Origin of the sequence: Xenorhabdus bharatensis, from assembly GCF_037996705.1 — a bacterium.
Classification (GTDB): Bacteria; Pseudomonadota; Gammaproteobacteria; order Enterobacterales; family Enterobacteriaceae; genus Xenorhabdus; species Xenorhabdus bharatensis.
The window spans coordinates 66,593-83,954 of sequence record NZ_JBBMXG010000019.1; the positions used below are offsets into that span (position 1 = coordinate 66,593).

Consider the following 17,362-nt stretch of genomic DNA (forward strand, 5'->3'; position numbering starts at 1 on the left):
TGATAGGGTGTAGGGTTAGGTTGGTTAAATCACGTAGATAGCATGATTGGGGTATTGCTGTGATTAAGGCCTGCGTGTTTTAAGTGGCTATTCAGATTACCCAGAATAAGGACTTCGTGAGTGAAGTCAGTTTCGCAATACACTTTCCCTTTGGAGATTTCCGCAGGCGGGTTTTTCTTATTTTTTTCCCTTCTTCTTTTATCTGAATCCCTATGACACTGAACACAGCAATTATTTTTTGCATACCTTAATGTATGACCTAATTTACACGGCTTACCTTCAAAATATTTATTCGGTTCCTCGATCATCAGCTTTATCTCCCATGCTATTGAGTTTATCAACCTGCTTCTGGGTTGTTTCTGGTTTATCGAACCAATCATCTACACTTGACATTCCATCACGCAAAGAAGCGTAGATTTTCTTCATTTGTACCATCTGAGCGGGGCGCATTGCCTCAACACGGCACTGAATACGTTTCTGAATCTGATCACTGGTTACGCCAAATTCTGTTTTGAATACGTCAACCATTTTCTTGATAGACTCTGGCGATGTATCGGCGTTACTTTTGAGTGTCACATCGCACTGATTAACCGCAGCTTCAATAACATCGCCGGGTATGACACTGAGAATACAGGCACGTAACCGCCTTGAGCCTTGGTTGGCTACTAATTCATAGATATCGCGAGGGTCTTCCAGTTTCTTTTTACCGTTGCGAGTAAAGCGAATATGAGGGACAGTAAATGTTTTTACCTGTCGAGTATTCGTCTCTATATCCCATGCAAAGGCTTCAACAGTCGACTCCCCGCTTTTTTGTTCCAGCTCACGAATACCGAATTGAATATTTCCCCAGTTTTGAGCGACCGCTTCAGCCAATCTAATACTGGGGCCAGTAACCTCAGCACCACCACGTGAGTATGAATACAAGGCACTCTCAGCCAATGTAGCGCGAGTACATGCCTGCAATATTTTGTCCATAGCAACAATTGGGTCACGCGGGAATTTTTTGGCAATCACCATTGCGGCCTGTACTTCTTGTATCGCGCGCTGCTGTTCAACTGCTACCATCCCCTGCGTGGACTGTGCTTGCGGTACATTAGAACCAAATGGATTGATAACGTTACTCATCTCTTCTCCTAGCCCATTCAGGGCGTTGAACGACTTCAAAACCTAAGCCGAAATTTCCCTTTTGTCGGCACTCGTGGTACGTATTTAAGTCTCTTCTGAACAAATCAAAACCAACTTCTCTGTCGTACTGATCCAGCACAAATAGACGTACCGGATATTTACCGCAATCGATAGACTCACTAACTGCTAAAAAACAAAAGGTTGGGATAATTCCGCCGGTATGTTGTCGGTAGCCTTCACTATACATGGCATCCTGAACGTGATAGCGATATTCCTCGATGTTAGAAGGAAACTTATTTATGCCAGAAACTTTCTTGACGTCTACAATGAGATTTTCATCAGGTATCAGTTTATCTGGGCGTATTCGACATAATTCGCCAGTTTCAGGATCGTCCCAGTAGATAGATGTTTCGCATGTTCCGTCATGCTCAAATATTTTTCTTCCTCCCGGATGCGCCATAACACTGTCTCGCATTAATTGCAGTTTTCGATGCTGTTCATAGTCCATTATTATTTTTCCCGTATTCTTGCATCCCTCTATGAATTCTTTCTCTTCTTGTTTTCCTTCATTAGTACGACGATTAAACTCTGGTGCCTTAATAAACCTGTTATCAAATTCATCCGGTTCCAATAACAAGCAATGCAAAGCTGTTCCCATATCAAGAGCAGTCCTTTTCTCCTCATCTTCAGGCGCGTCTCTGTCCCAGTTTAAAAGAGCCGGTGTTTTTGCCACCTTATCCAGCATCGACTTACTCACCCCCTCGCCCTTGTGATAGTCCTCATTGGAGATGTCGTAATAGATACCGGGCTTCATACTGCCTCCTGCCACTGAACTTTTAGTAAACTCAGGTCATACAAAAGATCATTGAGGCGCTCAAGAGCATCACTATTCTTATCGAGTAAGGAACCGAAAATCTCCATCATTTTTGGTGAAAAAATAGCCTCAACCTCCTGTGGTAATGAGTCATACAGTTCTTGAGCTTTCTCCCCTTGCTCTTCCGCCAACATTTTCTGATATTGTTGCTCTTCTTCTTGCGTCCTTTCCTGACAAGCTGCTGCCGTAATAATATCGTCGGCTTCATTACGGCGGTCATCCCAATAAGTTTCATTAGAGTCGTATCTCATGCTACTTCCCTCCGTAATTTTTCTAGCTCTTCCATGAAGCTGTCCAATAAGTCTCCTTCAATGAGATACTCGGGTAACTCGCTCATTGACCATTGACTGGCGTTGAGGATTTCTTTCAGCCTTCCATCAATACGATTAATTCCATCAGGGAACGAAACTTCATTTATCCCAAAACAGTGCTGTCGGGTAGTAACCGCTGGTGCTAATACTTTCATAATGACCTCCGTTAAGCTGGAATAAGCACAACAATTGAAATAAGGAATAAGGCGAGATGGCGCTTCCATGCGCGCCGGTTCCTGACTGCTTGTGGTTTTTTGGGTATGACCGCGCACCCGTCGAACATGTTATTACGCATGTAAGAAGCCCTCGTCAGTGAAAACGATGCGTTATTTTCTGGTGGTGAGTAAGGGTTTAGTAGGTGATTTTGATGTTTTTCACAGAGCCTTGGGCGATAGCTATTACGCAAGCCTTGGCATGTTCTTCTGGTATGCCAGCGGTGATTAAATCTTGAATGGCTTGGTTATTGATTGCTGCCCGATGTGATTTATCGGCCTGACGGTTTAGCTCTTCCTGTTTCTGGCGCTCGATTTCTGCCAGACGTGTTTTTTCTTCCTCTTCTAGTTTCCGTCGTTCTGCTTCAACAGCGGCCTGTTTTTCCCTTTCAGCGCGCTCCTGTGCTTCCTTGGCTTCGCGTAGCGCTTGTTCAATGGCTTCCTGCTTTTCACGTTCAGCCCGTTCCGTTGCCTGTCTTGCCTCTTCAATTTCACGCTGCGCTTTCTGTTCAGCTTCGATTCGCGCTTGCTCTGCCGCTTGGCGCTTGAGTTCCTCTTCGTGTTCCTTGCGCTTGCGTTCTTCCTCCGCTTTTCTCAGGTCATACAGCTCATTCATTTGTAACGCATCTTCGTAGTCCAGCGCGATCCGTTTAGCCAGTTCCTCGGCTTCAATTCTCGATTTTTCCGCCTCTTCCCATTCGGTGACAGGCTGGCGAATCTCATCACTCAATGCATCCAATTCATCACGGAATAATTTACGGGCGGCATCGACTTTTTTCGGCAAGGCCTTCAGTTCATCAACGACCTCTTTGCCTGATTTATCAATGTAGGTTTTTGTTTGCGTGACTTTGTAGGCGAGTGATGCAAGGGCTTTCCTATTTTTTGCGACGGATACATCAGTGCTTAATCCAATGCGTTCTTCGTTGGATTTCTGCTTGATGCGTTCGATTAACTGCTGCACTTTGTCAGGCGCAGTGAATAAGTCTAGCGCCGTTGCCTGATCGATAACGACTAATTCATTTGTCATTCTATTGGCCTCTTATTGTGGATACAGAGTAATGATGGGATTTATTGATTGGGGAAATTAGAAATAGAAGCTGTCGGGTATATTCATTGCTGAGTCAGGGAAATAAGTGCTTTAGCGTGGAGTTCGGCTGATTCTCTGTCTAAATGAATGAGCCCATTAGACAGGGCGCGGATGTCGAATAAATCACCATGCCATGTATATCGGCTGAACGAACCGCTCCCTTGCTCAACGGTTGGTGAGTAATAAACATCATTGTCGGATAAGCGTTCTCTTACAGGCTCAGGAACATCATATTCCCCAATTTTGATAGTGCGGGGTTTTAAACGATACTTAAATCCTGGATTAAATCCGATATCAGATGAACAAGGGCGCCATCCGATTTCATTATTACGATCAACCTCAAAATACTCCCACGGCCTATCGGTAATATGAGACAACCTAGCGTACTCAGATATTAAATCAGCGTGAATGTGTTTAGGCATTGTTATTCATCCTCCCAGTCGTCATTTTCGTGACAGTCACAGTTATTTATTTTTTCAGCTAAACTAGCCATCTCTGAGGCAATTTCTACTTTAGCTTCCAATTCATTCTCTATTTGTTTTTTCATAGTTAATGCTAAGGCAGTAAAAATAATTGATGGATTACCACCCTCCAAGAGACTTTTAAAGTGGGTCTTTATTTCACCATTATCTGATTCAGATAATGTAATTGTTATTATGAATTCATTTCTCATTATTACTTTCCTATATTCAGGTAATAAAAAGCCCCGCATTTGCGAGGCTATTATTTTTCTTTTACCAATTCAATTAATTCCAATTGATATTCAGCTTCATCAACTTTAATTATCGTTGGTATATTGGCTTTGTTATTGTTACTGATAATTAATGAGACAGCACTCAATACTTCATCAGTAACATCTTTCTTTGCTGAGGACATAATTAAAGTATCTGGCATTCCTTTTGCCTTTCTTAATTTACCTAAATAAGCCTTATTTGATAAAAATGACACTCTGATATTCAGTGCATCCAATGTTTTATTACTGTTAGACATATCTTCCTCACTGTAGTAATAAACTCACCACAGCCCACTCGGAAATGAGATGGTTACTGCTTTTCGTTTTGTAGGTAGCCCGTTCCGTTACAATGAGGACACTGTTCAATCGGTGCATTGATAGTATTCATCAACTCCGATAAGAAATTATCAATCATTTCTTTTAGATCCCACTCATTACTTGCAGAGAAACCCTTGATAGCTGTATAGCTCTCGTAGTTCTTTTGTTCGTGAGTCATTTCATAAATGGATATTTCTTTAGATTTTACTGTCTTGAAATGCAGCTTCTGTCTTTGCTTTTTGGTTCTGGCAAAAACATCACGATAAGAGTATGTGTGAGGTTCGAGTAAGGGTATTATCTTTTTAACCTCAAAACAGAAATCATAATCACTAGTTATTCTGGCAAGCTCTGGATTTATATTATCCTTAACGTGCTGACGTACAAGATCATACATCTCTTTTGATGATATCTCGCACGGGCTGTTGGCTCGTAATGGAGCAGGAACGATAATGCAATCTATGAGAGAATGCTTTATGTTCTGATTTGTTACGCTGTATTGTTGTTCTGAGAAATCGTATTTTCTAACCGCTGAATAGTTAAACTCAGGGACATCTTTAAAATTATCAACTTCACACACTAAATTAAATTCAACATTAATTGGCATTAAATAATCTGGAGTTATGTCATAAGTCATAGAATAAAGAGAATCTAGTATAGATTTATCAAATTCATTACTATCGCCATATGGAATTTCTAGTGGCAGCTTTGAGCTTTTAAGCCCTTCATTTTTTAATTTAAAGCGCTTGTTTTGTCTTTCACCAGTAATAAGCCTTTCTACTTTTTTGGGAAACGTTGGGATTTCATACCAATATTCCGCAAATGTTCCTTTAGGTTTATGACCATCAAATAAAAGTTCATCTATTTGTGTTGTGTGATAGTCGAAATCATAACCACTGGTTTCATTGCAGTCAGTAATAAAGCACTTACCAATGTTAGTTTTAATGATGTTTATTTGTAATACTTTTTTATCTTCCATCTTCACGCCCTCGCAGTAACCCCGCCCGACTCCAATCGACGGCGGGATTTGGTTTTGGTTGAAATTGGTTTTTTCGATGGAGCGCCGTTAACTGTCGAAATAAAGCGGGTTAATGCGTTAACAGTGTCGCGTTCCGGTTTTTCGGTTAGGTATTTTGATATCGAAAATGTTTCTAATGAAAAATAACAAGATAATATTTACACTCCAATATTGGAGGATATCTCAAATTTTAATTAACCAACTTATTCCATTCGCGAAATTTTCCTATATAATTACCAGTGCTCTTTAAGAACCCACTTTGACGACAAGCTACTGGTGAACCCTAGCAAATCGAAATAGCGCCGAGAATTCTTCTTAGGCAATCGGGACATCCCGTAAAGGCTCACTGACCAAGATGCTCTGTCGTATCAATATCATCTATATAAGAATGGATGATATCTCTGTTCATTTGCTACATTTTACCAACTTTAAAGTATCGAATGAATATCAAAAAATTTCTCAAAAATACTCGTATTATGTGCAGTGTTTGACATTTAGAAAGCTTTTATCATGGAAATTGATAATAGCGAACTAAACCCTAGCGGTGATTGTTGATTTACTATTGCGATGCTTAGTTGAATAAAGTGCTACTTCACTCATGCAACAATTATTGAAACTTGGAACTGACTCTTGTGGTTCGTCATTTTTTATAACCTGAACAATTAATTTAGCTATCGCGTTTGCGCTGTCATTTTGTTGTTTGCGCTTGAGTGTTAATACCTTGCGTGGCTCAGTTTCAATGCCGAACGCTTTATCAATGATATTTTCCAGAGTTTTTATTTCAGATTGACGGATATTTTCTTCTAACCGATGACGGGTCATTAAATTACCGCGTTCCAGATGGCGCTGCATTTTGGAACTTAAACGACCAGTCTTGGATAAAACAGTGATACGTTCCATTTGATTACCCCTAATTAGTAATTTTTGGGGCGTAGTTAATGAACTACGAGTCTGTTTAAAAATCTGCACACCTCTAAATGAGTTGTACAAACTTTCCAGCGACTCTCTGTCTATCCTTAGATTCTGCTAACCACGCCCCAAAAATCACTTTGGGAAGGGACTCTCCACACGGGCGGAGCATTCATTGTAGGTGCTGCTATTAGTATCGAATCATCCAGTTATTCATATGCCACTGGCGGCTACTTCGTGGGCGTCCTGCCTGTTCGATGATTAAAGTATACATAACGTATACGTAAAGGCAAGTACATTTTGTATACTTTATTGATAGGCGAGGTTTAATAGTTGATTTATAAAGATAAAATCATGAATTAAGATGTGCGTTGTGATTTAGGTCGCTAATTGCACAAAGAAAGGAAGGAATCAGATAGACACAAAAAAGCCCTCATGAAGAGGGCTATAATTAGAATAATATTTTATAACATCATAATTTACAGAGAAAAAACCTTATGTTAACTTGCTTTATTGCCACGTTTTGCTAACATCTCGGCGAAAATTGCATCAAAATGTGCAGATTTTGCCTTTAATTCGCGCAAGAAACGATCTGCTTCTTCTGATGGCAAGTTATCAAATAAAGCTAACAATTCTTTCTGCTGTGTTGTTAGTTGTGATTTAGGTTCAATATCTATAGTGTTTAGCGATAAATTTTGGATATCGGAAATCGTGCCATCTGAATTCAAAATAACTTTATTAATTCCTATAAAATCCAATATTGCTGCGATTTCCTTGAGGGATGGTTCCCTTCTGCCGTTTAACCAATGACCTACCGCACCTCTAGTTACTCCAAGGTGTTCAGCTAATTTATCATATGTAATGCCTGTGACCTTCATGTGGTCTTTGGCCATATCAAACCAGTTCATATTCATAATTAAATTATACAATCCGTATACAAAGTTTAGGACTCACAATAAGTACCTTCTTGTTGCTATTTTGAATACAATATGTATACTTTGATTTTGAAAAGGAGGTTACATGAACAAATTGCGTTTATATCGTGAACGGCTTGGTTTAACTCAATCAGAATTAGCCGATCTCGTAGGATGCACTAGAGGAGCGATATGTCATTACGAAACTGGACGTAGAGGTATAGATCTTGCGTTGTGCCGTAAATTTGTCGAGATATTTAACAGCAACGGTGCAATTGTTTCACTAGATGACATATTTCCCCCTAAGGCAGCCTAATTTTAACCATTTACAATGAATGCCCCGCCCGTGTGGGGAGTCCCTATCAAGCCCTTGGTAGGCTAAACCATAACTTACCCGAAATTATCGGGGCGGTTCTTATCTACAACATCATCTATCTCAGGATAGTTGATCTCTCTTTTTATTTTCTAAACAAAGTCTAACTGTCATTTCACTTTAGGAATATTACGGATGGGAATTACAGGCGGGACAAAAAGAAAAACCCCAGTTGCTGTAACAACTAGGGTCTCTTTATACAGTTTGGAGTGTTGGTATCTCGATGAAGAAGAGGTATGCAAGCCCACTCTAAAGCCACCAACAACGAGGTAAGTATACATGAAAACCGAATTTAATCACAGCGCCGTGCATAAAAATAACCTGCGCGATAAGGCGGCTCGTTCCGTGACTAAGGAAGGGGTAAAGAAACTGCGTGATGCGTTGGAAGATGCGAAGTTACGCAAGGAACATCGGGAAGAGCTGACTGGGGAAGATCGCCATGAGTAACGTTGCAAGAATGGCTGATTATCGTCAGCCAATAACAAAAGTAAAAGAGGGAAGTGTGAATGGTGATATTGAGTTCATTAAAACGCCTCGTGAAGTAAAGCTGATGATGATGAAGCATAGCAATGATGGCGTCACATACAGACAGTATCGAGTTATAGAAGCCATTATTGAAAAAACGTTTGGTTGGCATAAGCGATTTGACCGGACAACCAACACTCAAATAGCTGGGATGATCAGTTTGCACCACACTCATGTGAGTACTGAAATTAAGGAGTTATTACAAAGAAAAATATTGATTAAACAAGGCAATACGATAGGGGTAAACCTGAATACATCTGAATGGATTATGGACATTAGCCGAAATAGCAAACCTTTAGCTAAATCAGCTAATAAAAGTTTAGCTAAAACAGCTAAAGAAAATAAGCCAATTCAGCTAAACACAAAAGATACTATTAAAGATAATAAAGAAAAGATCCCCCTTACCCCCGCAGGGGAAGAAAATCTCGCTCTCGAAATATTGGATTATTTTAACCAGCTAACCAACTCACGATTTCAATCAACGACTCCAATCCTGAAAGCGCTCTCCACCGTGAAGAGCAAAGGGGAGTGTTACACGTCGGATGAAATCAAGTTAGTCATTGAATGGGCGGTAACCCAATGGAAGTACGGAGAGAAACTAAAACCTGAAAACCTGTTCCGCATGACCCGATTCGATGGCTACCTGTCAGACGCGGTTAAGTGGAAAGAGCGGATTGACAGAAACCCTACTGACTGCCCTCATGCAGAACTCATCACGCTCTGGAATAACAAAATCCCTGCTCGCAGTGTTGATGCTCAGGAATGGACATCACGTAGACCAGCCTATCGAAACCTTGAAACTGTCTGGAACGGGAAAACCAACAAGGGGAGCTGGCGCGAGGTTCAGCACATGGAGACATGCTTTGAGCTGATTAGTCAGTCGTCACTATTCAGTCAGCTGGAAGAAAAACCGTGGCTGACATTGGATTGGGTACTCAAGCCGGAGAACTGGCCGCAGGTCTACGAACAAGCAAAACGGGAATACATTACAAAGCGTAACGGGGGTTAACATGGAAAAATTTTCTGATATTCACACTGAACAGGCTGTTATTGGCGGTGTATTGGTGGCAGGGAGTGAATTTGCGGACTCTGCAATCAACGCGGTTGAGACATTGGCGGAAAGTGATTTTAGCTCTGTGGCTCACAGGCTGATTCTGAGAAGTTTGAAAAAGCTCAATGCTACGGGGAGCCAGATTGACATGCTATTGCTGAATAGCGAGCTTGAGCAAAGTGGTAACGCTGAGTATTGCGGGGGATTTGGTTACATTGCTGGATGCGCAAAGAATATCCCCAGCATTCAACTGTTGCCAGTCTATGTCGATAAACTCAAACAATTATCAATGGCCCGCGAGATGTTATCCGTCTTGCATACAGGTATTTCCAGAATTACTCAGAGTGGAGTCAATGCCGTTCAGGATATTGCGGGTGATATTGAAAACCAGATATCAAATCTGGGAACCACCAATGAGGGTGGAACGGCTCACATCATGGCAGGCGTTGAGGAATCGATAGAAATTATTGAGTCGATGATTAACGGCGATATCTGGAAGCACAAGACAGTGCTTGGCATGCCGGATATTGACAAGGCATTCGGTGGATTTAATAACACAGACTTCATCGTGATTGGCGGCCGACCGGGTATGGGCAAGACCATGATGAGTACCGCGATAACCAAAACGGTAGCAGTAGGTAAGAAAAAGCCAGTCATGTTTTTTAGTCTTGAGATGCCCACATGGCAGATCTCTGAGCGTATAGCTTTTCATCACGCCAACATCAAGAAAGAGGATTTATTGGGTGAGAGAAACAGAGAGCACATGATGGATGAATCATGGGGGAAACTGGCTCATGCTTTGGATGACATCAAAGATTCTCCTATCCATATCAACGACAAGTCCTCAATGAGCATCAACGAAATACGGGCAGAAGCCAGGAGGATGCACAAGAAAACGGGTGGTCTTGGGCTGATTATCGTTGATTACCTGCAAAAAATGAAAATGACCAATCCTGACAACATGAATCAGTCGGTTGGCGAGATTGCAACAGGATTAAAAAATCTGGCTAAGGAGTTGAAATGCCCTGTAGTTGCGCTGGCTCAGTTAAACCGTAATTTGGAGCAGAGAACCAATAAACGACCCGTTAACGCAGACTTGAGGGAGTCGGGAATTATTGAGCAAGAAGCTGATGTTATTTTCATGGTGTACCGCGATGAAAAATACAACCCCAATACCGAGATGAAAGGGATCACTGAAATTATTTGCACTAAATCAAGACATGCGCCGGGTGCTGAAAAAACGTATTACTTTACGAATGCGCATGGCGGTCTGGAAACGCTCGATCTAAAGCATTTTAAAAGTGAGTCTAGCTACGAAGAAATTGAATTTTAATCCACCGTAAGGACTTTTGAGATGAAAAGTACAACGCTAGAGCAGCTCATTTCCCGATGGAATGAACAGAGAAGAGCAACCCACAGACGAACACATAATTCAGCAGGAAAGCCAAGTAGAGAAAGGTGGCATGAAATAGTCAAAGTCCATGTTAGAAGGGTTAAGAGAGGGAATATTGTAAAAAATAACGCCGCAAAGACAGCTGTCTTTTTGACTGAACTCAATCAAGTGAATTGGATGATAAAACGCAATCGTGAATTAAGCGGTCTCCCTCCTCTGAAATTTGTATTCGGTAACTCAGGAACGGCTAAGAACTGGGATAAAAACGGCAATTATCAGGAGTTGTCATAATGAAATTCCAAATCACAGCCACTATCACTCGAGCCGGTGGATTACCTACTACGTGGACACGGAACTCAGATAAGAAACTCACCAAAAAAGAATGCGAGAAAATGGTCTCACCGAGGCGCAGGAATATGAATGCAGATATCGGTGTGGAGAAAGTGGAGCTGAGTAATTTTGTTTGTCGGAGGGTGGGAGCATGAGCATAGAAATAAAACCATGTCCATTTTGTGGTGGTGAAAATTTAGGTGTTGATCATGAACATGATAAACGAAATGGACTTTATGACTCATGGGTTATTTGTTTTGAATGTGATTCAAAAGGTCCTATTTCTTATTACAACAAAAGCAAAGATGACGCAGTAGATAACGCAATTAATTTATGGAACAAAAGAGAGGGCTGATGGAATGAGTGAAGAAAGAACATTTCTACCGTGTAAATGTGGCGGTATGGCTATCAATTGTTGGTATCTATCCAGTACTTTAGGTGACGGAGTAAAGTGTCACTATTTCAAATGCCGTCGATGCATGAATGAAGGTGAAGCCTTTGACACACAGGAAGAAGCTGAAAAAGTCTGGAAGGAAAGAAACGGAGGGTAGATGGAATGTAATTTTCTCTTCCATGAATCGACGAAAGAATTAGCCTGGCAACAACTCAAAGAAGTTCTCGCAACAAACCAACCTCATCGCATCATCATCAAGCCTTGGAAAAACACCAGAAGTCAATCTCAGAACGCGACCGCTCACATGTGGTTTGGCGAGATTAGCCATTACCTGAAATCTCAAGGCGCGAATTACTCACCAGAAGATGTTAAGGACATGCTCAAGCATACCTTCTTGGGCTATGAGTTCGTTGATCGGGTTGATGCGAGAACGCAGGAAATTGAGCACGTCAGGACACTCCGCCAGACATCCAAGCTGGACACTGGCGAGATGTTTAGATTCATGGAGCAAGTTGAGCAGTGGGCAGCCGGCATCCATTGCTTTGTGACGATACCGGAAAACTCAGAGTATATGAGACTTAGGCGGGAGCAGAATCAGTGAAATACCTCACATTCACACTCTTTTGGATAACAGTCACCCTGATTATGGGACTGGCTTTAGGGGGATAAGGTGGCAAAGGCGAACATGCTTGATGCAATGTCAAAATGGATTTCTTGCTCTGATAAGTTAATACAACCTCAGACAGCAAATTCCAAGAAACAAAAACTGAAATTAACCAAAAAACAGCGAGTTGTTATTAAGGAAAAATTCGGCGGTCGGTGTTCATACTGCGGACATGAATTACCTGAGCGGGGCTGGCACGCTGATCATGCTGAACCCATTATGAGGTACGGTAATGGACAGTGCCATCATCCAGAAAACGACACTATTGAAAATATGATGCCAGCTTGTCGTAGCTGCAATATCTATAAAGGTGATGCCAATATTGAGATATTTAGACAAATAATTATCAGACAATTACAAAATTCAATTAACAGAACACAATGCCTGCGAACAGGGCAGCGGCTAGGTATATTAAAATTAGATACCGCACCAATTGTATTCTGGTTCGAACAATATGGAGAAATGGAGAACGCAGGAAATGGCAAAGGCGAAAACGCCGAAGCCCAAGACTTGTAAGATTTGCCAATCAGAATTCACACCTAGAAGTACCACTCACACCGTCTGTTCTCTCGAATGCACCATTGAGCTATCAAATAGAAACATCCAACGCAAGGAGGACAGAGCACTCCGGCGTCAGCGTTCTATTGAGCGTCAGAAACTGAAAGTCAGACGGGAAAAGCTAAAGTCTAAATCTGACTGGACTAAGGAAGCACAAGCCGCAGTTAATAAATACATTTTTTGGCGTGATTACGGTCAGCCGTGTATTGCCTGTGGCAGAGCGCTGAATTACGGCGTGAGAGGAGGGGCAGTTGATGCAAGCCATTACAGGTCAAGAGGATCGGCCTCACATCTAAGTTTTAATCTATTCAATATTCATGCTGGTTGCGTCCAATGCAACCGTGACCTATCAGGGAATCTAATCCCGTACCGCATCAATCTGATTGAGAAAATTGGTGAAGAACGAGTCACTCAATTGGAGCATGACAACCAACCACGCAAATTCAATATCGAGTATCTGAAACGGGTGAAAAAGCTCTTCACCCGTCGTGCCCGGTATTACGAAAAACGGCAGAAACAGAAACAAATGGAGGCAGCATAGTGTTTACCGAACTAGAGCCTGCAATTGAAGAGGCCAGATATCTGAAAAGAAAAACAGGTCATCACCGCTGCATTCTCCAACTGGAGGGCGGAAGGATGGTTGTTAGGGTACATAGAAAATCAATGGCGGGAATTTTGATGTATACAACGCGTCTCGATAAAAAGCATACAGTGTTGCCGGGGGTAAGATGAAAAAGGGAGATTACACGGAACTAGCCGGCTTTAGGTCTGAAAAACAACTTCGTCAAAAATGGTGCAGAGGGGTGAAAAAAATAACCCCCTCAGATCGCACATGGGTAAGGTATATGTTGATGTTATGGGGGGCTGAAAATCAAGGTGATGATTCACCGGGGAGCGGGAATATTAATATCATTGGTCGCCTGATGGTGAGGGAAACATGGGATGACGGAACCACTACCGCAATTAAATTAGTGATGACTAATTATGCGAAATTAGGCTACACCGGAAAGGAATTATTAGAGAAAGTGAAAGAAGTCATCATGCCAAATAAATCAACTCTCGGTGCTCTTCGCCTCGCCAAAGAAAAAGATGATGCCGAATTTGTTGAAAAGTGTATGACTGAAGCATTCACGGTCGATAATCCAATTCGCGATGTAGTTATTAAACGATACAAGATGCGTAGAAGCTCTCAAAGCATTTTAGAGAGTCTTTCTCATAAGACAGGTATTGATATTGATTCTGCAAAACGGCGCGTCAGGTGGGCTAATAACGCTGCTGAAGATATACTTTATTCCATTATGACAGAGAATAAATAGAATTTATTTTCATAAAATGAAAAATAAGGAGAAATATATTTGACAAACGCGCCTAAAAACTATATGTTTTATGTTATGCTCGGAGCAAGAAGCGAAAGAGCGGGTAACAAGGCAAATCGGGGCGGCGCTTGTTATCGATTCCGCCCAGTTGGTCACTTCGACTTAGGTCTGGGACTCCAACCACTCCGGCTGAGAGGTCGGAATAAATTTATAAGCCTCGACTCGTCGGGGCTTTTTCATATCTACCAGTAGTCAACTCAGAATTTACAGCTCAAAGTGTACGTTACGATCAATACCTATATTGTAGTTAAATCAATATGTTAAGTGTAATTTTAGGCGTTTCGGTCAACATGCTGATCGTCACAGATTAAGCCCATATCAGCACCAAACTTCAAATATACACCTCACTGAATCACGCACTCGACTAACAGACAAACTTTATAATATGCCACCCTATTTTAAGGCGTATTGATTCTGTTACAGGCTATTCAATTGAGATAGGAATCTGACCTCAGTAATATTAACCGGCTAGTTAGCAGTAGGATGAAATGACCTTTAACGAATAATAAAGTGAGGTGTTTATGTCTGATGTTAATAAGCTGGATGATAAACAATGTCCGTTTGATCCTGAGCAATATAAGAAGAAAGTTGATGTTGAAGTTGATGGCATACCTCCCGTCGGCTCTCTTCCATGGGCGTTAATTCAAGTGTATTTAGGAAAGGTTTTAAGTCGTAGCAAGTGGAACACTAATGAATATATACAGCTTTCTGCTAAAAATGACGATAGTGAGCCTGTTCATATTGAGAAGCATGATAAAAACAATATACCGCAGGCTTGGGAGCCAACACCCGAAGACTTGATGGCCTGTGATTGGAGCTTTCTGAAGATAAAACCAGTTGAATGTATGCTGTCTTTTGATCTTAAAGTGGGAACCAATAATAATAAACTTTGGACTGAATGGGGATATAGTTCTGATGATTATGGCTCATTAACTATTCTTGAGAATAAGGTGGATATTAAGATTTTCTCAGAATTTATAAGTGATTGGGATAGCAATATAGGTATCGCGGCTGCTTCTAGCCCAGATCAAGACGGTTACCAGAAGGTGAAAAAACTCCTTCAAAGTGATACTACAGTTATTGTTGACGGTATACGTTACCACCTTGGGAGTGCTACAGAGAATGCCGGCTCGGCACCACCACACGGGTATTCTGGTTTTTATGGTCCTAATAATAAAGACGCAGAAAAACTAGCTGTTTTGTTACAACAAAACTCAGGTAAAACACTACACTTTTGTTTCAATTGGAAATAAATCCACACCCTGAATTCAAGGCTGCTTAATGCGGCCTTTTCTATTTCTGGAGGTTATGTGAAATACAATTTGATTTATGCAGACCCTCCTTGGGAATACCGTGATAAGTGTAAATCTGGTAGCAGAGGGGCTGGGTTTAAGTATCCACTAATGTCAATTCAGGATATATGCCGTCTACCAGTTTGGGATTTAGCTGACTCTGATTCCTGCCTGTTAGCCATGTGGTGGGTGCCATCAATGCCAAACGAAGCTCTTGAGGTAGTCAAATCATGGGGGTTTCGTTTTATGACTATGAAAGGTTTTACATGGCATAAGGTTAATAAGCATCGTGGTAATAGCGCTATTGGGATGGGGCATATGACTAGAGCTAATAGTGAAGACTGTTTGTTTGCGGTAAAGGGGAAATTACCTAAACGATTAGATGCCTCAATATGTCAGCATATAACAGCATCAAGAATGGAGCACAGCGCTAAGCCCCCAATTATCAGAGATAAACTCGTTCAGTTGTTAGGTGATGTACCAAGAATAGAGTTATTTGCTCGTGAAAAGATTACAGGTTGGGACTGCTGGGGGAACGACTGCGATAGTTCTGTGAAGATCAAAAATGCGACAGTTATCAGCGAAGCAGCTTGATTAAAATGTTAATGGTAACTCTCCTATTTCTTGAATGGAGATTATCTATGGGAACATGCTCAGGCTGTGGTCTTTCGTTGAACGAATCCCAGGAAGTAGAGTCTAAAGATACTCGTTATAAGTCTTGCCCGAAATGTTCTTCGATGGCAGGACATCATGTCTATTATAAATATGAATATTTTGGCATGAGAACAATGGAGGATGGCCGTCATATTGTGCAGTCATGGTGTCCATCGTGTCGATCAGATGAAGTGCCAGTTATTCCTCCTGAGTTAACATGTAGCAACAATTAATTAAATCAAGGTCGCCCTAAGCGGCCTTTTTCGTATTTGCCACCGCAATCACTCCCATAACCTCAGTATCTCTATTGCGACTGGCATCCAATTCACTACAACTCACAGGGGCGACCACAGACTCACCCCACGGACGCCCATTGTTCTGATGGGGTGGAAATATGCGTATGACTGAAAAAGACACGGAGTTCTGGGCGCATGTCTGGGACTGGTTAATTATCAATGCTCCTTTTCTGGGTGGTATGTTTTTAGCGGCATCAACTGCATTTGCCCGGGAGAAAAGGGATGGCTCAGGCTGGAAGGCCTCATTAGTCGAAGCCTTTATCTGTGCGGCAATCAGTGTCGGGATTATTAACGCGCTGGAGTATGCACAACTACCACTGAGTCTGGCTCAGTTCTTCGGGGTACTTATTGGCTTTTTGGGGACCAAGAAGATTGGCTCAATTCTTGATGCGGTCTTTACCTTCTTCAAAAACAAGTTCGGGGTACACAGATGAAAATCAGCGAGAACGGATTGAGCTTCATCAAACAATATGAAGGCCTGAAACTGAAAGCTTATCCTGACCCCGCGACGGGTGGTATCCCGTGGACAATTGGCTACGGTCACACAAAAGACGTTAAGCCAGGGCAGGTCATCACCGAACAGCAGGCCGAAGCATTCCTGCATGATGACCTTCAGCCTATCTACATCACCCTTGAATCCGCCGTGAAGGTATCACTGACTCAGGGGCAGTTCGATGCCCTGTGCTCGTTCATCTTCAATTGTGGTGCAGGTAACTTTGCTCGTTCTACCTTACTGAAAAAGCTCAATACCGGTGACTACCAAGGTGCAGCCGATGAGTTCCAGAGATGGAATAAGGCAGCGGGTAAGGTGATGAACGGTCTGACTAAGCGTAGGGCATCTGAGCAACAGATGTTTTTGTCATGAGATCCTACGTGATATTCGAAAAAATCTACTTTGAATTCTGAGCCTCGCTTTTGCGGGGCTTCTTTTTATCGGCGTACTGACGTGCGCTAAACC

General features: G+C 41.9%; 27 protein-coding genes. 16 read left to right on the forward strand and 11 right to left on the reverse strand.

Going from position 1 to position 17,362, the window contains the following annotated elements; genetic code table 11:
• Positions 1 to 288 precede the first annotated feature (288 nt).
• The 11 genes from AAC855_RS16710 to AAC855_RS16760 form a co-directional block, all read right to left on the reverse strand.
• Positions 289 to 1,125, reverse strand: coding sequence for a hypothetical protein (locus tag AAC855_RS16710; protein WP_340611101.1), 837 nt, complete (start codon positions 1,123 to 1,125; stop codon positions 289 to 291).
• Positions 1,118 to 1,939 (reverse strand): PD-(D/E)XK nuclease-like domain-containing protein, encoded by an 822-nt coding sequence (locus tag AAC855_RS16715; protein ID WP_340611103.1) that lies wholly within the window; start codon positions 1,937 to 1,939, stop codon positions 1,118 to 1,120. The genes AAC855_RS16710 and AAC855_RS16715 overlap by 8 nt, the downstream gene beginning before the upstream one ends.
• Positions 1,936 to 2,250 (reverse strand): hypothetical protein, encoded by a 315-nt coding sequence (locus tag AAC855_RS16720; RefSeq protein WP_340611105.1) that lies wholly within the window; start codon positions 2,248 to 2,250, stop codon positions 1,936 to 1,938. The genes AAC855_RS16715 and AAC855_RS16720 overlap by 4 nt, the downstream gene beginning before the upstream one ends.
• A complete protein-coding gene (locus tag AAC855_RS16725; protein WP_340611107.1) occupies positions 2,247 to 2,534 on the reverse strand; it encodes a hypothetical protein in 288 nt (95 codons plus the stop codon). Before AAC855_RS16725 ends, AAC855_RS16720 begins: the two co-directional genes overlap by 4 nt.
• Before the next feature lie 127 nt (positions 2,535 to 2,661).
• Positions 2,662 to 3,549: a cell envelope biogenesis protein TolA gene (locus AAC855_RS16730; RefSeq protein WP_340611108.1), complete on the reverse strand. Its 888-nt coding sequence runs from the start codon at positions 3,547 to 3,549 to the stop codon at positions 2,662 to 2,664.
• 83 nt (positions 3,550 to 3,632) lie between these two features.
• The gene (locus tag AAC855_RS16735; RefSeq protein WP_340611110.1) at positions 3,633 to 4,031 is read right to left on the reverse strand and encodes a hypothetical protein; all 399 of its coding nucleotides are present in this window, start codon (positions 4,029 to 4,031) and stop codon (positions 3,633 to 3,635) included.
• A 2-nt stretch (positions 4,032 to 4,033) separates the two neighbouring features.
• Positions 4,034 to 4,282, reverse strand: coding sequence for a hypothetical protein (locus tag AAC855_RS16740; protein ID WP_340611112.1), 249 nt, complete (start codon positions 4,280 to 4,282; stop codon positions 4,034 to 4,036).
• Positions 4,283 to 4,332: 50 nt separating this feature from the next.
• Positions 4,333 to 4,599: a DUF7446 family protein gene (locus AAC855_RS16745; protein ID WP_340611114.1), complete on the reverse strand. Its 267-nt coding sequence runs from the start codon at positions 4,597 to 4,599 to the stop codon at positions 4,333 to 4,335.
• A 53-nt stretch (positions 4,600 to 4,652) separates the two neighbouring features.
• Positions 4,653 to 5,636 carry a hypothetical protein gene (locus tag AAC855_RS16750; protein WP_340611116.1) on the reverse strand — a complete coding sequence of 328 codons (984 nt, stop codon included), beginning with the start codon at positions 5,634 to 5,636 and terminating at the stop codon, positions 4,653 to 4,655.
• A 570-nt stretch (positions 5,637 to 6,206) separates the two neighbouring features.
• A complete protein-coding gene (locus AAC855_RS16755; RefSeq protein ID WP_340611118.1) occupies positions 6,207 to 6,575 on the reverse strand; it encodes a transcriptional antitermination N peptide in 369 nt (122 codons plus the stop codon).
• Positions 6,576 to 7,084: 509 nt separating this feature from the next.
• The gene (locus AAC855_RS16760) at positions 7,085 to 7,498 is read right to left on the reverse strand and encodes a helix-turn-helix domain-containing protein (RefSeq protein ID WP_340611120.1); all 414 of its coding nucleotides are present in this window, start codon (positions 7,496 to 7,498) and stop codon (positions 7,085 to 7,087) included.
• A gap of 106 nt (positions 7,499 to 7,604) precedes the next feature.
• Between AAC855_RS16760 and AAC855_RS16765 the strand changes: the two genes are divergently transcribed.
• The 16 genes from AAC855_RS16765 (at position 7,605) to AAC855_RS16840 (ending at position 17,269) form a co-directional block, all read left to right on the forward strand.
• Positions 7,605 to 7,814, forward strand: a complete 210-nt coding sequence (locus tag AAC855_RS16765; protein WP_340611122.1) for a helix-turn-helix transcriptional regulator — start codon at positions 7,605 to 7,607, stop codon at positions 7,812 to 7,814.
• Positions 7,815 to 8,150: 336 nt separating this feature from the next.
• A complete protein-coding gene (locus tag AAC855_RS16770) occupies positions 8,151 to 8,318 on the forward strand; it encodes a hypothetical protein (RefSeq protein ID WP_193757293.1) in 168 nt (55 codons plus the stop codon).
• On the forward strand, positions 8,311 to 9,405 hold the full coding sequence (locus AAC855_RS16775; RefSeq protein ID WP_340611124.1) for a replication protein: 1,095 nt from the start codon (positions 8,311 to 8,313) through the stop codon (positions 9,403 to 9,405). Before AAC855_RS16770 ends, AAC855_RS16775 begins: the two co-directional genes overlap by 8 nt.
• Position 9,406: 1 nt before the next feature.
• Complete coding sequence (locus AAC855_RS16780; RefSeq protein ID WP_340611126.1) at positions 9,407 to 10,780, forward strand: replicative DNA helicase; 1,374 nt, start codon at positions 9,407 to 9,409, stop codon at positions 10,778 to 10,780.
• Positions 10,781 to 10,801: 21 nt separating this feature from the next.
• Complete coding sequence (locus AAC855_RS16785; RefSeq protein WP_340611128.1) at positions 10,802 to 11,131, forward strand: hypothetical protein; 330 nt, start codon at positions 10,802 to 10,804, stop codon at positions 11,129 to 11,131.
• Positions 11,131 to 11,325 (forward strand): DUF1187 family protein, encoded by a 195-nt coding sequence (locus tag AAC855_RS16790; RefSeq protein ID WP_340611130.1) that lies wholly within the window; start codon positions 11,131 to 11,133, stop codon positions 11,323 to 11,325. Before AAC855_RS16785 ends, AAC855_RS16790 begins: the two co-directional genes overlap by 1 nt.
• A complete protein-coding gene (locus AAC855_RS16795) occupies positions 11,322 to 11,525 on the forward strand; it encodes a Lar family restriction alleviation protein (protein ID WP_340611132.1) in 204 nt (67 codons plus the stop codon). The genes AAC855_RS16790 and AAC855_RS16795 overlap by 4 nt, the downstream gene beginning before the upstream one ends.
• Before the next feature lie 4 nt (positions 11,526 to 11,529).
• Complete coding sequence (locus AAC855_RS16800; protein ID WP_340611135.1) at positions 11,530 to 11,721, forward strand: hypothetical protein; 192 nt, start codon at positions 11,530 to 11,532, stop codon at positions 11,719 to 11,721.
• Positions 11,722 to 12,165, forward strand: coding sequence for a YbcN family protein (locus AAC855_RS16805; protein WP_340611137.1), 444 nt, complete (start codon positions 11,722 to 11,724; stop codon positions 12,163 to 12,165).
• An 84-nt stretch (positions 12,166 to 12,249) separates the two neighbouring features.
• Positions 12,250 to 12,744 (forward strand): HNH endonuclease, encoded by a 495-nt coding sequence (locus AAC855_RS16810; RefSeq protein ID WP_340611139.1) that lies wholly within the window; start codon positions 12,250 to 12,252, stop codon positions 12,742 to 12,744.
• On the forward strand, positions 12,707 to 13,327 hold the full coding sequence (locus AAC855_RS16815; RefSeq protein WP_340611140.1) for a recombination protein NinG: 621 nt from the start codon (positions 12,707 to 12,709) through the stop codon (positions 13,325 to 13,327). The genes AAC855_RS16810 and AAC855_RS16815 overlap by 38 nt, the downstream gene beginning before the upstream one ends.
• A 187-nt stretch (positions 13,328 to 13,514) precedes the next feature.
• Positions 13,515 to 14,102 carry a hypothetical protein gene (locus AAC855_RS16820; protein WP_340611142.1) on the forward strand — a complete coding sequence of 196 codons (588 nt, stop codon included), beginning with the start codon at positions 13,515 to 13,517 and terminating at the stop codon, positions 14,100 to 14,102.
• 581 nt (positions 14,103 to 14,683) lie between these two features.
• A complete protein-coding gene (locus AAC855_RS16825) occupies positions 14,684 to 15,415 on the forward strand; it encodes a Thoeris anti-defense Tad2 family protein (RefSeq protein ID WP_340611143.1) in 732 nt (243 codons plus the stop codon).
• Positions 15,416 to 15,472: 57 nt separating this feature from the next.
• Positions 15,473 to 16,048, forward strand: coding sequence for an MT-A70 family methyltransferase (locus tag AAC855_RS16830; RefSeq protein WP_422824398.1), 576 nt, complete (start codon positions 15,473 to 15,475; stop codon positions 16,046 to 16,048).
• 454 nt (positions 16,049 to 16,502) lie between these two features.
• Complete coding sequence (locus AAC855_RS16835; RefSeq protein WP_099121745.1) at positions 16,503 to 16,838, forward strand: phage holin, lambda family; 336 nt, start codon at positions 16,503 to 16,505, stop codon at positions 16,836 to 16,838.
• Positions 16,835 to 17,269, forward strand: coding sequence for a lysozyme (locus tag AAC855_RS16840; protein ID WP_340611145.1), 435 nt, complete (start codon positions 16,835 to 16,837; stop codon positions 17,267 to 17,269). Before AAC855_RS16835 ends, AAC855_RS16840 begins: the two co-directional genes overlap by 4 nt.
• Positions 17,270 to 17,362: the final 93 nt, after the last annotated feature.

What these genes read in the sequence shown, in the direction of transcription:
- AAC855_RS16710 (WP_340611101.1), bottom strand. Translation starts at nt 1,125, where the DNA reads ATGAGTAACGTTATCAATCCATTTGGTTCTAATGTACCGCAAGCACAG.
- AAC855_RS16715 (WP_340611103.1), bottom strand. Translation starts at nt 1,939, where the DNA reads ATGAAGCCCGGTATCTATTACGACATCTCCAATGAGGACTATCACAAG.
- AAC855_RS16720 (WP_340611105.1), bottom strand. Translation starts at nt 2,250, where the DNA reads ATGAGATACGACTCTAATGAAACTTATTGGGATGACCGCCGTAATGAA.
- AAC855_RS16725 (WP_340611107.1), bottom strand. Translation starts at nt 2,534, where the DNA reads ATGGAAGCGCCATCTCGCCTTATTCCTTATTTCAATTGTTGTGCTTAT.
- AAC855_RS16730 (WP_340611108.1), bottom strand. Translation starts at nt 3,549, where the DNA reads ATGACAAATGAATTAGTCGTTATCGATCAGGCAACGGCGCTAGACTTA.
- AAC855_RS16735 (WP_340611110.1), bottom strand. Translation starts at nt 4,031, where the DNA reads ATGCCTAAACACATTCACGCTGATTTAATATCTGAGTACGCTAGGTTG.
- AAC855_RS16740 (WP_340611112.1), bottom strand. Translation starts at nt 4,282, where the DNA reads ATGAGAAATGAATTCATAATAACAATTACATTATCTGAATCAGATAAT.
- AAC855_RS16745 (WP_340611114.1), bottom strand. Translation starts at nt 4,599, where the DNA reads ATGTCTAACAGTAATAAAACATTGGATGCACTGAATATCAGAGTGTCA.
- AAC855_RS16750 (WP_340611116.1), bottom strand. Translation starts at nt 5,636, where the DNA reads ATGGAAGATAAAAAAGTATTACAAATAAACATCATTAAAACTAACATT.
- AAC855_RS16755 (WP_340611118.1), bottom strand. Translation starts at nt 6,575, where the DNA reads ATGGAACGTATCACTGTTTTATCCAAGACTGGTCGTTTAAGTTCCAAA.
- AAC855_RS16760 (WP_340611120.1), bottom strand. Translation starts at nt 7,498, where the DNA reads ATGAATATGAACTGGTTTGATATGGCCAAAGACCACATGAAGGTCACA.
- AAC855_RS16765 (WP_340611122.1), top strand. Translation starts at nt 7,605, where the DNA reads ATGAACAAATTGCGTTTATATCGTGAACGGCTTGGTTTAACTCAATCA.
- AAC855_RS16770 (WP_193757293.1), top strand. Translation starts at nt 8,151, where the DNA reads ATGAAAACCGAATTTAATCACAGCGCCGTGCATAAAAATAACCTGCGC.
- AAC855_RS16775 (WP_340611124.1), top strand. Translation starts at nt 8,311, where the DNA reads ATGAGTAACGTTGCAAGAATGGCTGATTATCGTCAGCCAATAACAAAA.
- AAC855_RS16780 (WP_340611126.1), top strand. Translation starts at nt 9,407, where the DNA reads ATGGAAAAATTTTCTGATATTCACACTGAACAGGCTGTTATTGGCGGT.
- AAC855_RS16785 (WP_340611128.1), top strand. Translation starts at nt 10,802, where the DNA reads ATGAAAAGTACAACGCTAGAGCAGCTCATTTCCCGATGGAATGAACAG.
- AAC855_RS16790 (WP_340611130.1), top strand. Translation starts at nt 11,131, where the DNA reads ATGAAATTCCAAATCACAGCCACTATCACTCGAGCCGGTGGATTACCT.
- AAC855_RS16795 (WP_340611132.1), top strand. Translation starts at nt 11,322, where the DNA reads ATGAGCATAGAAATAAAACCATGTCCATTTTGTGGTGGTGAAAATTTA.
- AAC855_RS16800 (WP_340611135.1), top strand. Translation starts at nt 11,530, where the DNA reads ATGAGTGAAGAAAGAACATTTCTACCGTGTAAATGTGGCGGTATGGCT.
- AAC855_RS16805 (WP_340611137.1), top strand. Translation starts at nt 11,722, where the DNA reads ATGGAATGTAATTTTCTCTTCCATGAATCGACGAAAGAATTAGCCTGG.
- AAC855_RS16810 (WP_340611139.1), top strand. Translation starts at nt 12,250, where the DNA reads ATGCTTGATGCAATGTCAAAATGGATTTCTTGCTCTGATAAGTTAATA.
- AAC855_RS16815 (WP_340611140.1), top strand. Translation starts at nt 12,707, where the DNA reads ATGGCAAAGGCGAAAACGCCGAAGCCCAAGACTTGTAAGATTTGCCAA.
- AAC855_RS16820 (WP_340611142.1), top strand. Translation starts at nt 13,515, where the DNA reads ATGAAAAAGGGAGATTACACGGAACTAGCCGGCTTTAGGTCTGAAAAA.
- AAC855_RS16825 (WP_340611143.1), top strand. Translation starts at nt 14,684, where the DNA reads ATGTCTGATGTTAATAAGCTGGATGATAAACAATGTCCGTTTGATCCT.
- AAC855_RS16835 (WP_099121745.1), top strand. Translation starts at nt 16,503, where the DNA reads ATGCGTATGACTGAAAAAGACACGGAGTTCTGGGCGCATGTCTGGGAC.
- AAC855_RS16840 (WP_340611145.1), top strand. Translation starts at nt 16,835, where the DNA reads ATGAAAATCAGCGAGAACGGATTGAGCTTCATCAAACAATATGAAGGC.